This window comes from Solwaraspora sp. WMMA2101 (assembly GCF_049179175.1).
Lineage (GTDB): Bacteria > Actinomycetota > Actinomycetes > Mycobacteriales > Micromonosporaceae > Micromonospora_E.
In genome coordinates this window covers 2,091,681-2,106,494 of the sequence record NZ_JBMHMA010000006.1, presented here as the reverse complement: position 1 = coordinate 2,106,494, position 14,814 = coordinate 2,091,681, and the positions used below count along the sequence as shown (strand labels likewise).

12 protein-coding genes are annotated in these 14,814 nt (G+C 73.7%); 5 read left to right on the top strand and 7 right to left on the bottom strand.

Annotated elements, in window-relative coordinates:
• Position 1 precedes the first annotated feature (1 nt).
• Positions 2 to 967 (bottom strand): deoxyribose-phosphate aldolase, encoded by a 966-nt coding sequence (gene deoC / locus ACN28F_RS10240; RefSeq protein WP_289207797.1) that lies wholly within the window; start codon positions 965 to 967, stop codon positions 2 to 4.
• 125 nt (positions 968 to 1,092) lie between these two features.
• Between deoC and ACN28F_RS10235 the strand changes: the two genes are divergently transcribed.
• Together ACN28F_RS10235 and upp are read left to right on the top strand one after the other, a co-directional pair.
• Complete coding sequence (locus ACN28F_RS10235; protein ID WP_289207796.1) at positions 1,093 to 2,394, top strand: glycosyltransferase; 1,302 nt, start codon at positions 1,093 to 1,095, stop codon at positions 2,392 to 2,394.
• Positions 2,375 to 3,007, top strand: a complete 633-nt coding sequence (gene upp, locus ACN28F_RS10230; protein ID WP_421357553.1) for a uracil phosphoribosyltransferase — start codon at positions 2,375 to 2,377, stop codon at positions 3,005 to 3,007. The genes ACN28F_RS10235 and upp overlap by 20 nt, the downstream gene beginning before the upstream one ends.
• Before the next feature lie 20 nt (positions 3,008 to 3,027).
• Here upp and ACN28F_RS10225 read toward each other — a convergent pair whose 3' ends face one another.
• Genes ACN28F_RS10225 through ACN28F_RS10210 form a run of 4 tightly spaced genes read right to left on the bottom strand, consistent with a single transcriptional unit; the run spans position 3,028 to position 9,452 of the window.
• Positions 3,028 to 3,519, bottom strand: coding sequence for an NUDIX hydrolase (locus ACN28F_RS10225; RefSeq protein ID WP_289207795.1), 492 nt, complete (start codon positions 3,517 to 3,519; stop codon positions 3,028 to 3,030).
• Positions 3,520 to 3,546: 27 nt separating this feature from the next.
• On the bottom strand, positions 3,547 to 5,529 hold the full coding sequence (locus tag ACN28F_RS10220) for a hypothetical protein (protein WP_421357552.1): 1,983 nt from the start codon (positions 5,527 to 5,529) through the stop codon (positions 3,547 to 3,549).
• A gap of 58 nt (positions 5,530 to 5,587) precedes the next feature.
• The gene (locus tag ACN28F_RS10215) at positions 5,588 to 7,342 is read right to left on the bottom strand and encodes a phospho-sugar mutase (RefSeq protein ID WP_289207793.1); all 1,755 of its coding nucleotides are present in this window, start codon (positions 7,340 to 7,342) and stop codon (positions 5,588 to 5,590) included.
• Between the two features lie 4 nt (positions 7,343 to 7,346).
• Complete coding sequence (locus tag ACN28F_RS10210; RefSeq protein WP_289207792.1) at positions 7,347 to 9,452, bottom strand: protein kinase domain-containing protein; 2,106 nt, start codon at positions 9,450 to 9,452, stop codon at positions 7,347 to 7,349.
• Positions 9,453 to 9,926: 474 nt separating this feature from the next.
• Between ACN28F_RS10210 and ACN28F_RS10205 the strand changes: the two genes are divergently transcribed.
• Positions 9,927 to 11,189, top strand: coding sequence for an amidohydrolase (locus tag ACN28F_RS10205; protein WP_289207791.1), 1,263 nt, complete (start codon positions 9,927 to 9,929; stop codon positions 11,187 to 11,189).
• Between the two features lie 37 nt (positions 11,190 to 11,226).
• Here ACN28F_RS10205 and ACN28F_RS10200 read toward each other — a convergent pair whose 3' ends face one another.
• Positions 11,227 to 12,348, bottom strand: a complete 1,122-nt coding sequence (locus ACN28F_RS10200) for a DUF4349 domain-containing protein (protein WP_289207790.1) — start codon at positions 12,346 to 12,348, stop codon at positions 11,227 to 11,229.
• 146 nt (positions 12,349 to 12,494) lie between these two features.
• On the opposite strand from ACN28F_RS10200, the gene ACN28F_RS10195 reads away from it, so the two are divergent.
• Both ACN28F_RS10195 and ACN28F_RS10190 read left to right on the top strand, forming a co-directional pair.
• The gene (locus tag ACN28F_RS10195) at positions 12,495 to 13,382 is read left to right on the top strand and encodes a hypothetical protein (protein WP_421357551.1); all 888 of its coding nucleotides are present in this window, start codon (positions 12,495 to 12,497) and stop codon (positions 13,380 to 13,382) included.
• A gap of 106 nt (positions 13,383 to 13,488) precedes the next feature.
• Entirely contained in the window at positions 13,489 to 14,229 is a 741-nt protein-coding gene (locus ACN28F_RS10190; protein ID WP_289211100.1) for an SCO6745 family protein, read from the top strand.
• Positions 14,230 to 14,302: 73 nt separating this feature from the next.
• Here the strand turns inward: ACN28F_RS10190 and ACN28F_RS10185 are convergent, their stop codons facing one another.
• The gene (locus tag ACN28F_RS10185) at positions 14,303 to 14,758 is read right to left on the bottom strand and encodes a gamma-glutamylcyclotransferase (protein WP_282225613.1); all 456 of its coding nucleotides are present in this window, start codon (positions 14,756 to 14,758) and stop codon (positions 14,303 to 14,305) included.
• Between the last annotated feature and the right edge of the window lie 56 nt (positions 14,759 to 14,814).

The following is a 14,814-nucleotide window of genomic DNA, read 5'->3' as shown; positions in this document are numbered from 1 at the left end:
ATCAGTCCAGGGTGACGTAGTTGGGACCGGAGTAGACCCCGGTGGTGAGCTTCGAACGCTGCATCAGCAGGTCGTTGAGCAGGGTGGAGGCGCCGAACCGGAACAGGTCCGGGGTGAGCCAGTCCGCGCCGACGGTCTCGTTGACCATGACCAGGTACCTGATCGCGTCCTTGGTGGTCCGGATCCCGCCGGCCGGCTTGACCCCGATGCGCCGGCCGGTGACGGTGTGGAAGTCCCGGACCGCCTCCAGCATGATCAACGTGACCGGCAGGGTCGCGGCGACCGGCACCTTGCCGGTGGAGGTCTTGATGAAGTCGCCGCCGGCCAGCATCGCCAGCCAGGAGGCGCGGCGTACGTTGTCGTAGGTGGCCAGCTCCCCGGTCTCCAGGATGACCTTGAGGTGGGCGTCGCCGCAGGCCTGCTTGACCGCGACGATCTCGGCGTACACCTCGTGGTAGCGGCCGGCCAGGAACGCCCCCCGGTTGATCACCATGTCGATCTCGTCGGCACCGGCCTCGACGGCGGCGGCGGTGTCGGCCAGCTTGACCGCCAGCGGCGCCTGCCCCGACGGAAACGCGGTGGCCACGCTGGCCAGGTGGATGCCGGAGCCGGCGAGCGCGGCGGCGGCGGTCGGCACCATCGACGGGTAGACGCAGACCGCGGCGACCGACGGGCAGCCCGGGTCGGTCGGGTCGGGGCGGCGGGCCTTGGCGCACAGCGCCCGGACCTTGCCCGGGGTGTCGGCGCCTTCGAGGGTGGTCAGGTCGACCATCCGGATCGCCAGGTCGATCGCCCGCGCCTTGGCGGTGGTCTTGACCGACCGGGTGCCGAGCATCGCGGCCCGCTGCTGTGCCCCGATCTGGTCGACGCCGGGCAGGCCGTGCAGGAACGCGCGCAGGGTCGCCGCGCTGCGCCCCACATCAACCAGGTCGTGGCCGGTCGGTGCAGGTGTGGTCACCGCTGTCATGTCCGCGAGTCTACGTCGTCGACAAGTTGACGATCTTGGTCGTCGGCTGATCGGACGAGCAGACTTAAGGGCCCCGTTGGCCTACCGTTACATCATGTTGAACACGGTGGCCCACCGTCCCTGACGTGCGAGCAGTGCACTTCACCGACACGTACCTGCCCCGCCGCGACGGGGTGGTCACCTCGTTGCGGACCCTGGCGGCGGCGCTGACCGACGCGGGCCACCCCGGGCTGATCGTGGTGCCCCGGCACCCCGACCAGCCGGCCGAGCCGGACGTGCTGCGGCTGCGGGCGCTGCCCTGCGGCGTCGCCGACCTGCGCCTGTCCCCGTGGCTGCTGCGCGGTGCCGCCGCCACCGGCACCATCGCCGAGATCGCCGCCGTCGGCCCGGACGTCGTGCACGTACACACCCCGGGCCCGGTCGGGCTGCTCGGCGTCCTCACCGCCCGCCGGCTCGGTCTGCCGCTGGTCCAGACGTACCACACCGACCTGCACGCCTACGCCGACGCGTACCGGGTGCCGGCGCGGGCGCTCAGCGCCGGCGTCCGGCTCTACGCCCGCCGGCTCGGCGTACCGCGCCCGGCGGCGGCACCCGCCGGGCACACCCGGGACCACCGCCCGATGGCCAGCGGCGCGGTCGCCCGCCGTCGGGCCGCCATGGACGCCACCAACACGCTGCTGCTCGGCGGGGCCGACGCGGTCGTCGTGCCGACCCGGGCAGTGCTGGACCGCATCCACCTGCCGGTGCCGGCCGACCGGGTGCACCTGGTACCCACCGGGGTCGCCCCCCGGCGGACCACCGCCCGCGAGATCAACGCCTTCCGGTACGGCCACGGCATCGCCCCCAGCGACCGGGTGGTCCTCTACGTCGGGCGGATCAACCGGGAGAAGGGCATCGACCTGCTGATCGCCGCGTTCGAGCGGATCCTGGCCGGTTGCCCGACGGCCCGGCTGGTGCTGGTCGGCGCGCTGTACGAGCCCCGCTGGCTGGCCGGGCTGCTGCGGGCGCTGCCGCCCCGGGTGGCCGCCCGGATCGTGCTGACCGGGCAGCAGGCACCGGAGGTGGTGGCCGCCGCGTACGGCGCTGCCGAGGTGTTCGCGTTTGCGTCGCAGACCGACACCCAGGCACTCGTCCTGCAGGAGGCCGGGCTGGCCGGCGTACCGGTGGTGCTGGTCGACCGGGCGCTGCACGCGCACGGTGCGCTGGCCGGCTCCGCCCTGCGCACCGACGCCGAACCCGGTGCGCTCGCCGGCGGCGTGCTGCGGCTGCTGCTCGACCCGGAAACGGCCCGTCGGCAGGCCGTCGCGGCGGCCTGCCGCTGCGCCGAACACACCCCGGCCCGGTACGCCGACGCCATCCGTGAGGTGTATGCGTCCGCCGCCGGGTTGACGAGTAGGTTCAACGACCGTGGACGTACTCGTCGTTGACCATCCCCTTGCCCAGTCCCGGCTGACCGCGATGCGCGATGTCCGGACCGATTCGGCGGCGTTCCGCGCCGCGCTGCACGAACTCACCACGATGCTGGTGTACGAGGCGGCCCGCTCGTTCCCGGTGGAGTCCTACCCGGTGACCACGCCGGTGGCATCGACCGACGGGACCCGGCTGGCCAACCCGCCGCTGCTGGTGCCGGTGCTGCGTGCCGGCCTGGGCATGGCCGACTCGGCGTTGGCGCTGCTGCCGGAGTCGTCGATGGGCTTCGTCGGCCTGGCCCGGGACGAGGAGACCTACGAGCCCCGGGCCTACCTGGAGTCGCTGCCGGCCGACCTGGCCGGCATCCCGGTGCTGGTGCTCGACCCGATGCTGGCCACCGGCGGTTCGTTGGAGCACTGCTGCCGACTGCTGGTCGACCGGGGGGCCACCGAGATCACCGTGCTGTGCGTGCTCGCCGCGCCGGCCGGCATCGACCGGCTGGACCGCTCCGGCCTGCCGTTGCGGCTGGTCACCGCGTCGATCGACGAGCGGCTCAACGACAAGATGTTCATCGTGCCGGGGCTCGGTGACGCCGGTGACCGGCAGTTCGGCGGGATGCCGCGCTTCTGAGGCGGACTTTCCAGGTCGGTTCAGCTCGCGGTCGTCCAGCTCCAGCTGGTCGCCTCGTGGTTGGCGAACGGCATGACGCCGTGGAACACCGTCGGCCGCGCGGCGAAGACCAGCGGCAGGAAGTGCCGGTCGCTGGGCCACATCGGGACCTGGCCGGCGAGGACGTCGGCCAGGTCGGTCCAGACCAGCGTGCCCTCCGGGCAGGCGGTTTTCGGATGACCGGACCAGGCCGGGATCCGGAACAGGAAACCGAACCAGTTCTCCCCGTTGCGGCCGAAGCCGGGCCAGGAGATGGTGCCGGCCAGTTCGACCTGCTCACAGACGAGGCCGGACTCCTCCCGCACCTCCCGGTGGATGCCGGTGACGACGTCCTCGCCCGGCTCCAGCTTGCCGCCGAGCCCGTTGTAGTAGCCGTAGTGGATGTCGTCGGGGCGGGCGTCGCGGCGCAGCATCAGCACCTGGCGGCGGTCGGCGGACAGGACGTAACCGAGGGTCGCGATGATGGCCTGCACCTGGACACCATAGGGGCCGTCGACACCTCAGCCGCAGCGACGTCCGACCAGGGCGTCCGCGTCGGCGTGCACGTGGGCGTCGAGTCGCCGGTCCGCGTCGGCGGCGGGCTGCGGGTCGGCGTCGGCTGGAGCGGGTCGGTCCGTCCACGGTAGCTGCTCCGCCGTACGGCTGGTCGGCTGGTGGGGTGCCACCGCCGTCGCCGCCTGGCCCGGTGCCGCCTGGCCCGGGGCCGCCGGCAGGGCCGGGGTCAGGCGCAGCTGTGGGCCGGCCGGGAACCGACCCACCTGCGGCCGCAACAGCCGCTGGGCCAGTTCGGTGGCGGTGAACGGGGCGCGGGCGGCGGCCACCTCGGCGCTGACCTCGAACGGCGAGGCCGTCGGGAAGTAGTGGTCCAGGAAGTCGGCGCCCAACGCCCCGTCGGCGGAGCCGACCAGCCTGAAGGTGTCCACGTCTCGCTGGTCGAGCAGGTGGTGCAGGTGCGCGACTGCACCCCGGACGGCCGGGTCGATGACGGTGTGCCGCCACTGGCCCGGCACGGCGGTGCCGCGCAGGAACGACCAGTGGTGGTGCAGCGACCGGACCAGCGACACGTCGTCGCCACGCTGCACCTGGTGGCCACGGATCCGCTCCACCAGGTCCGGCGCGCTGGTGCAGATCTCGGCCAGGGTGGAGCGGCGCAGCGGCAGCGGCACCCCGGCCGGCACCGTGGTGGTGACCAGCCGGTCGAAGTGGTCGGCGACGATCCCCCGGACGGTGGCGTCCGGCCCGGTCGCCGTACCGGTCGGGACCCGGGGCACGCCGTTGGCTTCGAAGAACGTCGTACGGCTGACGGGGCGGCCGAGGAACACGTTGTCGGGCAGGTAGAGGAACCGTTCCGCCAGGCCGTCGATCTCGTGCAGCGCCGACTCGACGACGCACGGGTTGAACGTGGGCAGTACGGCGTGCCCGCCGAGCAGGTCACGGTGGTCCACGACGGTCAACCGGGGATCGTCCAGGTCCAGCCAGCCGGGGAGCTGGTACGCGGTGACCAGGAAGATCCGGCGGATCCAGGGGGCGTACAGGTGCACCGACCGCAGCAGGTGCCGCAGCCCGTGACTGTCGTCCCAGCCGACGGACCCGCTGGTCAGGTTGCCGGTCGCGGCCCGGCGGTGCCGGTCGGCGCGGCGGGCGCCGGGCAGCACGCCGGGCAGCCGGGACATGACCCGCTGCTGGCGGGTGCGCCAGCGGGGATCACCCGGGTCGGTCCAGCAGCAGACCAGGTCGACCGGGAAGTCCGGCCAGTCGGCGGGGCGTCGGGTGAACGGGGCGCGGGACAGGTGCCGGCCGATCTCGTCGTCCGGCGCGAACGCGGTGACCTCCGCTTCGGTCAGGCGTACCGGGGCGGAGCCGGTCGGCATGGCGGTGGTGAAGCCGTTGCCGCGCGGGGCCCGCAGCTGGTCGCCGTCGACGGCCCAGAACTCGATCTCGCAGGCTGCCTGGCCGCCGTACGCGAGCCGGCCGTCGGGGCTGGCCACCGGCTGGAAGACCTGGACCACCGGGGCCCGACGCAGCTGGCGGCCGGCCCGTGCCGGCAGTGGCCGGGGCCGGCCACCGGGGACGGACGCGGTCAACGCGCCGGTGCCGGCCAGGGCGCGCAGTGCGGCACCCCGCTCGCGCTGCGGTACGCCGACCCGACTGCGCAGCCCGTCGCTGTCCGGGATGACGAAGTAGGACACGCCGGCCCGGGCCAGCGCGTCGGTGACCAGGTGCAGGTTGCGCCGGTGGGCGTTGAGCGGGGTGACGGCGGTGTCCACGACGGCGAGGGCGGGCCGGCCGTCCAGGATGGTCCAGCGGCGCGGCTGGCCGTCGGTGTCGGTGGCCGCCGGACGCAGCCGTACGGCGAACCAGTGGCGGGCGACCTGGCCGGGGCGGGTGGCCAGCCGGAGCAGCCGGACCTGTCGGTCGAAGGAGAACGTGGACCGCCGGTGCGTCGCGGCGGTCAGGTGAGCGAAGCAGCGGCGAGCCAGCATACCCAGATAAACGACCCGCTACAGGTACTGGTATCGCCTAACGGGTGATATCCGGACATCAGCTGATGTTGAGGGCGACCGCCGTCTCGTCACGGAGCCGCCGCAACGCCGTACCGGCCCGATCGCGGGCCGCGGCGATGTCTCCGTCCCGCACCGGCTGCACCACTTCCAGGTACGCCTTGAGCTTCGGCTCCGTACCGGACGGTCGCACCACGACCCGGGCGCCGGCGCTGCGCAGGATCACCACGTCCGCGTCGGGCAGCAGGTCGGTCACCGAGGCGACCGGCTCGTCGAGCAGCGTCGCCGGCAGGTGGGCCCGCAGGTACGCCATGGCGTCGGTGATCTCGCTGAGCGCCTCGACCCGCACCGCCAGCTGATCGGTCCGGTGTACGCCGAACTCGGCGGCCAGCTCGTCGAGCCGGTCGCCCAGGTCCCGCCCGGTCGCCTTGAGTCCGGCGGCGAGCTCGGCAACGGTCAGCGCGGCGGTGATGCCGTCCTTGTCGCGGACGTGGTCGGGCGCGACGCAGTAGCCGAGCGCCTCCTCGTACCCGAAGACCAACGGCACGTCGGCGTCGTCGGCGGAGTCGAGACCGGCGCGGACGATCCACTTGAACCCGGTGAGGGTCTCGGCGTACGGCTCGCCGCGCGCCGCGCAGATCGCCCGCAGCAGCGACGACGACACGATCGTGGTGGCGTACCGGCCGTGCCGGCCCTGGCGCATCAGGTGGTCGGCGAGCAGGACCCCGAGTTCGTCGCCGCGCAGCATCCGCCACTCGGCCACGGCGTCGGCACCATCCCCACTGGCACCGGTGCCGGCAGCCGCGCCGGCACCGGACCGTACCGGCACGGCGACGGCGCACCGGTCGGCGTCCGGGTCGTTGGCGATGGCCAGGTCGGCACCGGTGGCCCGGGCCAGCGCGATGACCCGGTCCATCGCGCCCGGCTCCTCGGGGTTGGGAAACGCCACGGTCGGGAAGTCCGGGTCCGGCTCAGCCTGCTCGGCGACGACCTGCGGGGCGGCGAAGCCGGCCGTGGTGAACGCGTCGCGCAGCACCGCCGCGCCGACCCCGTGCAGCGGCGTGTACGCCACCGTCAACGCGGCCGTCGCCGCTGTCGGTTGGACCACCTGCGCGGCGGCCCGCAGGTACCCGGTGACGATCTCGTCGTCGAGGGTCTTGCCGGGGCCGCCGAGCGGCACGTCGGCGAGCCGGCCGACGGCCCGGATCGCCGCCTCGATCTGCCGGTCCGCCGGCGGCACGATCTGCGCGCCGGCTCCGGTGGCACCGCCGAGCCCCGCGCCGAGGTAGACCTTGTAGCCGTTGTCCTGCGGCGGGTTGTGGCTGGCGGTGACCATCACGCCGGCGGCGGCGTCGAGCGCCCGAACGGCGTACGCGAGCACCGGTGTCGGTAACGGACCGGGCAGCAGGTAGGCGTCCCGCCCGGCCCCGGTGGCCACCTCGGCGGTCCGGACCGCGAAGGCGCGTGACCCGTACCGGGCGTCGTAGCCGACCACCAGCGGCCCGGTCGCGTCGTGCGCGGCGAGCCAGCCCACCAGCCCGGCCGCCGCCCTCGTCACGACCTGCAGGTTCATCCCGTTGGGGCCGGCCCGCAGCGGCCCGCGCAGCCCGGCGGTGCCGAACGTGAGCGGCCCGGCGAACCGGTCGGCCAGCTCGGCGGCGCTGCCCGGCAGCGCCGCCAGCAGCGTCTGCAGCTCGGCGCGGGCGGCCGGGTCCGGCTCGTCGTCGAGCCAGGTCAGCACCCGGGTACGCAGGCCGTCGAGGTCACCGGCCGGTGCCGGCACGTCCGCTGCCATCCGTTCAGCCGGCCTCGGTGAGCTGGAAGGTCCGGACCATCTCGTCGAAGATCGGCTTGCTCTCTTCGAACCGGGCGTCCGGAGTGGTCAGGAAGAACGAGTACGCCTTGCCGCCCGCCACCACGGCCCGCCAGACGCCGTGCCGCTTGTTGTCGCCGTCGCCGCAGGTGTACTCGAACTGGGCGGCCTCCCGACCGGCCAACTCGACCTCGGTGGTCATGTCGAGCTGAGCGTACGGGCGGGCACAGGACTGGCTGTCCGGTTTCTTGAGACCGTTCTCGGCGACCTCGGCCCACCGCTGGGCCGAGGAGCCGAACGGCTCGACCACGATCCGCACCTTGCGGCCGGGGTCGTCCGGGTCGGCGAAGTCGGTGTAGAGCCCGCCGCTGGCCTTCTCCCAGCTCTCCGGTACGGCGACGGAGACCCCACGCTCGTTGACGGTCTTCGTCGGGATCGCCGGCGGCGGCTCCTCGGTGATCTGTGGAGAGGTGAGGGTCGGCTGCTGGGGCTCCTGCTGGCCGGTGTTGAACAGCGTCACGGACAGCAGCAGGATCAGCAGGGTCGCGCCGGCGGCGGCACCGATCTGCACCTTGCGGTCCCAGCCCTTGACCGTGGTGACCGCGCGGGCACTGGTCTGGCGTACCCCGGCGATCGCCTTGTCGAGCACGGCGCCGGCGGTGGCGCCGCTACCGGCGGCCCGGTCGGCGCGCGGCGACGACCAGCCCGACTGCCCGCCAGGCGGCCCTTCGCTCCAGGTGGGTGCCGGCATCGCCCCGGTCGGGCTGAGCACCGCAGGCGCGCTGCTGGCCCGGCCCGCCGGGGTGATCTGGCCGATCGGCGCGGTCCGGTCGGCGGCCGGGTCGACCGCACCGGCAGTCGGGTGGTGCGCCGTCGGGGCGGCCGAGTGCCGGGCGGTCGGGCCGTGCGGCACCGTGGGGCTGTGCGGCGCGGCCGGGCTGACCGGGCCGGCGGCCGGCGAGGTCGGGTTGGCGTTGTCCAGCCCGGCGGCGGACCACTGGGCGGCGCTGGGCATCTGCCGACCGGCCCTGCGCAGCTCGGCGAGGCGGTCGGTGAGCGACTCGTCGGGGCCGATCATGGCCCGTCCACCGATCTTGCCGGTGGGCTGCGCCTGGGCCGGTGCGGGCGCGGCCGGCGCCTGCTGACGCCAGGCCGGCGGCTGTTGCGGCTGGACGACCGCGTACGGGTCGGTGACCAGGTTGGCCGGGGCCTTGCTGGCCAGCGGGCCGGCGAGCAGTTCGCGCAGGATGCTGCGGGCGGTCGGTACGTCGAAACGCCGGGCCGGGTCCTTCTCCAGCAGGCCGAGCAGCACCTCGGTCAGCGGGCCGGAGCGCACCGGCGGTGCCGGTGGGTCCTCGACCACTGCGTGCATGGTCTCGATCGGGTCGCCCTTGTCGAACGGGGGCCGCCCTTCGACGGCGGTGTAGAGCGTGACGCCGAGGGAGAACAGGTCACTCGGTGGCCCGAAGTCCTGACCCATGGCGCGTTCGGGGGAGATGAAGTGCGGCGAGCCGAGCACCATGCCAGGGGTGGTCAGCTGCACCTCGGTCGGCATCCGGGCGACACCGAAGTCGGTGAGGACGCAGCGGCCGTCGGTGCAGATCAGCACGTTGGCGGGCTTGACGTCACGGTGCAGCACCCCGATGGCGTGGGCCACCTCCAGGGCGCCGAGCAGCGCGATGCCGATCTTGGCGACGGCGCGCTGGGCGACCGGGCCGTCCTCGATCACCATGTCGGCGAGGCTGCGGGCGTCCAGCAGCTCCATCACGATCCACGGCCGGCCACCTTCGGTGACGACGTCGTAGACCTGGACGACGGCCGGGTGCTGCAGCGCGGCGGCCGCGCGGGCCTCCCGCAGGGTGCGTTCGTACATCGCGTCGCGGTCGCTGGGGGCCAGCCCTGGGGGGAGGACGACCTCCTTGACCGCCACGTCACGTCGGAGCAGGGTGTCGGAGGCGCGCCAGACGGTGCCCATGCCACCGTGCCCGACCGCGGCACGCAACGAGTACCGGCCACCGATGGTGGTGCCGGGCGCCGCCCGTGTGCTGGTAGAGCTGACTGGTCCGCCACTCCACGTCGGAATCTGAGTCACAGGAAAAGCCGCCGAGAGAAGTTGAGGGGCTGGGGAACCAACCCCTCTATCTTGCTGGGTACCTCGACGGAACGAAAGTCACGCGCCGAGGTTGGTGAGAAGTCCACTCTGTGTCGTTGTGCGATAGCTCAATGTACACCGGATCGGACGCTCGGTGCCGAACTCCTCACTGCGCCGTTACAGGTGTCGGAGGCCCTGTGGCGGACGTCGCTGCAAGAGTCAGATATCTGTCAGTTTTCGGTCGAACCGACATCCGCAACGCTGCGTAGGTCGTTACTCGGTGTAGGAGGTGTGGGACCCATGGCTGCCCACGATGGTGACAATCGGGGCGGACCGCAGCGGTCCGAACGCCTCTACCAGGCATTCCATGACAATACGCGATGCGGTCACTACCCGAATGATGTTGCGCAGCGTTACCGTCCCCGGTCTAGGCTGTCGGAGTCCCATCCCATCCACAGTGATCGAGAATCTGACGTGACGAGTGCGTTGACGTTGCCCACCGGCAGCGAGATGGCGTCGTCCTGGCCCGATCCACTGCCAGGTGCCCACCCCCTGCCGGCCGGACTGGACCAGTTGCTCGATGTACGCGGACCGGAGCTGATCGCCACCCGGCGGCACCTGCACGCCCACCCTGAGCTGTCCGGTCACGAATTCGAGACCGCCGCTTTCATCTCCCACCAGCTCGCCACGATGGGCCTCACCCCCCGGCTGCTGCCCAAGGGCAACGGTGTCATCTGCGACATCGACGCCGGCCCCGCCGGCAGCCCGGTGACCGCGCTGCGCGCCGACATCGACGCGCTGCCGCTGACCGACGTCAAGGACGTGCCGTACCGGTCGACCGTGGCCGACGCCTGCCACGCCTGCGGCCACGACGTGCACACCACCGTCCTGCTCGGCACGGCGCTGCTGCTGGCCCAACTGGCCGAGCGCGGCGTACTGCGCCAGCGGGTCCGCCTGATCTTCCAGCCGGCGGAGGAGATCCTGCCCTGCGGCTCGCTGGAGGTCATCGCCGCCGGCGGCCTGGCCGACGTCGAGCAGATCTTCGCCCTGCACTGCGACCCCAACCTGCCGGTCGGCAAGGTCGGCCTGCGGGTCGGGCCGATCACCGCCGCGGCCGACAACATCAGCGTCCGGCTCACCGGACCCGGCGGACACACCGCCCGCCCGCACCTGACCGTCGACCTGGTCAACGCGCTCGGCCGCCTCGTCACCGAGGTGCCGGCGCTGGTCAACCGCCGGGTCCCGGCCAACTCCGGCCTGCTGCTGGTCTTCGGGCAGGCCTCCGCCGGCACCCAGTACAACGTCATCCCGAACGAGGCCAGCGCCGCCGGCACCCTGCGGGTGCTGGACCGCCCCACCTGGGACGCGGCCCCGGACATCGTCACCCAGATCATCCGCGAGGTGGTCGCGCCGACCGGGGCGACCGTCGACGTCGAGTACCTGCGCGGGCGGCCACCGGTGGTCAACGACGCCCGGGCGATCGACGTACTCACTGCGGCCACCACCGCCGCGCTCGGCCCGGCGGCCGTCGCGGACACCCCGCAGAGCATGGGTGGCGAGGACTTCTCCTGGTACCTGGAGTACGTGCCCGGCGCACTCGCCCGGCTCGGGGTCGGGCGGACCGAACCCGGCAGCGACCTGCACCGGGCGTCGTTCGACGTGGACGAGCGGGCGATCGCCGTCGGCGTCCGCCTGCTCGTGCACACCGTCCTGCAGTCGTCGGCCGCGGCCGACTGACCCGGTCACCGGGTCGTCACTCCCGAGCGGCGGGTCGTCACCCCGACGTCGGGGTCGACTCCTCCGCCGCCGGACGCGGTGCCGGCGGTGCCGCCGACGTGGTCGCGGTCGTCGCCGGGGCGGCTGACCCGGTCGTGCCCGCCGCTGCGGGCAGCGCCGGTCCGGTCTGCGCCGACCCGGCCCGGCGGCGCCGGGTCCGCAGCACCCAGAGCAACCCCAGCACCGGTACGCCGAGCGCCACCAGCCAGGGCAGCAACGCCCCGAACACGGTCACCAGGATCCGTACCGAGGCGGTGAACGCTCCCCAGCCTGCGGCCAGCCCGGCCAGGAACCCGGTCTGCGGCTCCTGCGCCGTCGGCGGCGTGCCCGGCCCCACCAGCTCGACGGTGATCCGGGACAACGTCACCAGGTCTGCCAGCCCACGCTTCCTCGCCTGCAGCGACGCCAGATCGGCCTCCCGCTTGGCGAGTTCGCCCTCCAGCATCACCAGGTCTGCGAGGGTCTCGGCCTGGGCGAGCAGGGCCCGTCCGCTGCGGACCCGGGCCTCCTGGGTGGTGATCCGGGCGTCCAGGTCGATCACCTCCTCGGTGACGTCCTGCACGCTCAACTCGCGGCTGAGCTCCTCACCGAGGCGGGACAGCCGGTCGACCACCCGGTCGAACTCGGCCGCCGGCACCCGTAGCTCCAACGTGGCGCGGCCCTGATCGTCGTACTCGGACCGCTGGTCGCGGCCGACGAAGCCGCCCACCGACGACGCGATCGTCGCCGCCTCGCTGGCCTTGCCGGCGACATCGGTCACCTCGACGGTGATCGACCCCGAGTAGATGATCGACCGCTCGCCGACCCGCAGGTCGACCGGGCTGGCGGCGTCCGGGCCGGCGTTGCCGCCGCGGTCGCCCGCACCCGCCGCTGCCTCCTCCGGTGCGCTGCCGCCACCGTCGGCGCCGTCGTCGGCCGCGCCGCCCTCCGGCCGGCCGTCCGGGCCCGGAGCCGCCGCTCCGACCACCTCCCGCTGCGGCATGTCCGCCGTACTGCCCGCCGAGTCCTCCGACGCCGAGCAACCGGCCAGCACCAGCAATCCGGCGAGCAGGGCCACGCCGACGGCGACGCCGCCCCGGTGCCCGACCCGCCGGTGAATACGCTTGTTCTTCGTTGTCAAGGGGTGTCTCCTTGGGCTCGTCACAGATGTGTCACCCGGTGTCGCTGAGACGCGCCACGACCGTCGGCGGGTTCCGGCACACTGCGAAGCGGCAGGTCACGATTCGGTTGTCGGGAGGTCACGGTGCGACTGACCACCAGCGGGACGTGAGCGGTGGCGCCGCACCGGCCGAGGTGGCCAGGCGGCTCTACACCCTGCCGCCCGGGCGGTTCGTGGCAGCCCGGACCGAGGCGGTCGCCGCAGCCCGGGGCAGCGACCCGGCCGCCGCCCGTGCGATCGGGCAGCTACGCAAGCCGACGGTCGCCGCCTGGTTGGTCAACCTGCTCGCGCTGCGTCGCCCGGACCTGATCGACGGGCTGGTGGAGCTGTCCGGGCAGCTGCGGTCGGCGCAACGGCAACTGCGCGGGCCGGCGCTGCGGGAGCTGTCGACGCGCCGACGGGCGGTGATCGAGTCACTTGTCGCGCAGGCCCGGGCGCTCGCCGCCGACGCCGACCCGGCGGCCGCCGCCGGCAAGCTGCCCCTCGCCGAGGTCGAGGCCACCCTGTCGGCGGCCCTGTCCGACGAGCAGATCGCGGCTCAGGTGCGTTCCGGGCGGTTGATCCGGGCGGTGGACTACGCCGGGTTCGGTGAGGTGCCCCGCCCCCGGCTGCGCCTGGTCGGTCCGGACGACATCGTGGCCGACGAGCCCGACGCCGACCGGGCGGAGCGGGACCGGGCCGCTGCCGACCGGGCCGCGCGGGAGTCGGCCGACCGGCGGCGTCGGCTCACCGCCGAGCTCGACCAGGCCACCGCCGGGCAGCGCACCGCTCAGTCCGATCTGGCCCGTGCCGCCGCCGCCGAGCACGAGGCGGCCGAGGCAGTCGCCGAGGCACACCGCCAACTGGCCGAATGGGAACGTCGCCGGGCCGATGCCGAACAGGAGCTTGCTCGGCGTAAGGTGGCCCGCAAGACTGCGGAGCGAGCGGTCAGCGCCGCCCGACGGTACGTCGGCGACGTGACCGCCGCGTTGGAGGATCTGCCGGAGCACGGTTGAGCTGTCCACTGCGGTGGCTGACAGGGTCGACATCGGTCAGTACTGTTGCCGGGACCGGCAGCTGGGACCGCCGACCTCGGCCGGCGCGGCGAAGGGCGGCGACGCGGTGAATCCCGACCAGGCCGCCGGCGCGTGTCGGCGCAGCCTGCACGAGCTGACGGCGGCGTACAGCGAATGTCCGCAGACCCTGCGCCGCTCCCGTCAGCTGGGGCTCGGCGGGTGGGCGTTCCACGTGGCCGGGCGGGCCGGGGTGCTCGGGCCGGTCTCCGCCGCGACCGTGACCGCCGCGATCGGCGTCATCGCCCCCGAGGCGGTCACCGACGGCTGGGAGGCCGCCTGCGCGGTCACCACCCCGGTCGAGGCGGCCTCGGTGAGCCTGGCCGAGTGCTGCCGGTGGGGGGCCGAGCAGCTCGGCGGCCTCGCCGTCGTGGAGCGGCTGGTCGAGTTGGCCGAGCCGGTGGTGCGGGCGGCCGACGCCACCGGGATGCCACTGTTCGCCGCCTGGCGGGCGATGCCGCTGCCGGACACCACGCCCGGGGCCCGGGCCGCCGTCGCGGTGCGGCTGCTCGGTGAGCACCGGGCCGGAGCCCACCTTATCGCCGTACGGGTGGCGGGGTTGACGCCGTTGGAGGCGGTGCTCGCCGGCCCGGAGGGCACCAGCGGGGCGGTGGCCGCCGGCTGGACCCCGCCGTGGCCGCCGACCGGGCCGCTGGTCCGTCGCCGGCTCTGGGCCGACCAGGTGACGAACCGGTTGGCCGGGCAGGCGTTCACGGTGCTCGGCCAGGGGCTCCGTCGGGAGCTGGTCGCGCTGCTCGCCGGCGCGGCGGCACACGTACGCCGACGCTGAGCCGGACGCGCCGGTGGCCGTGGCGGCTCAGCAGCCAGCGCTCAGCGGCCAGCGGTACGCGGTGAGTGACGGGTCAGGCGGTGGCGGTACGGGTGGGCCGGTCGCGCAGCGCCGCCACGTAGTCGTCCGGGGCACCGGCCTTCTCCGCCGCGTTGGCGATCTCGGACAGGTACCAGGCGGTGGGCAGCCCGCCCTCGTACCCGTCGAAGACATACACCCAGGCGGTGATCTCGCCGTCGAGGGTGACCGCCCGCACGGTCAGCCGCCGGTAGGTGCCCGACAGCGCCCCCTCGACCTCGTCGAGCTGCGCGGCGTCCCAGGGGTGGACGTCGTAGAGTGCGACGAAGACCCGGTCGCCGGGCGACTCCACGATGGTGGTGACCGCCCCCTCCCAGCCGATCACCCCCTCGCCGGCGAAGGTGAGCCGCCAGCCTTCCAGCCAGCCGGTACCCACCATGGGCGAATGCGGACAGTAAGCACGCATTCGTGCGGGGTCGAGGTTTGAGCCGTACGCGGCGTAATGACGCACGGCGATGACGATAGCCCGGCGAGGGGGTGGGGGAGAATACGAGTGAGCGTGTCGCG

Coding starts and splice junctions, on each gene's coding strand:
- ACN28F_RS10215 (WP_289207793.1), bottom strand. CDS start 7,342: ATGGCAGCGGACGTGCCGGCACCGGCCGGTGACCTCGACGGCCTGCGT.
- ACN28F_RS10220 (WP_421357552.1), bottom strand. CDS start 5,529: ATGCTGGCTCGCCGCTGCTTCGCTCACCTGACCGCCGCGACGCACCGG.
- deoC (WP_289207797.1), bottom strand. CDS start 967: ATGACAGCGGTGACCACACCTGCACCGACCGGCCACGACCTGGTTGAT.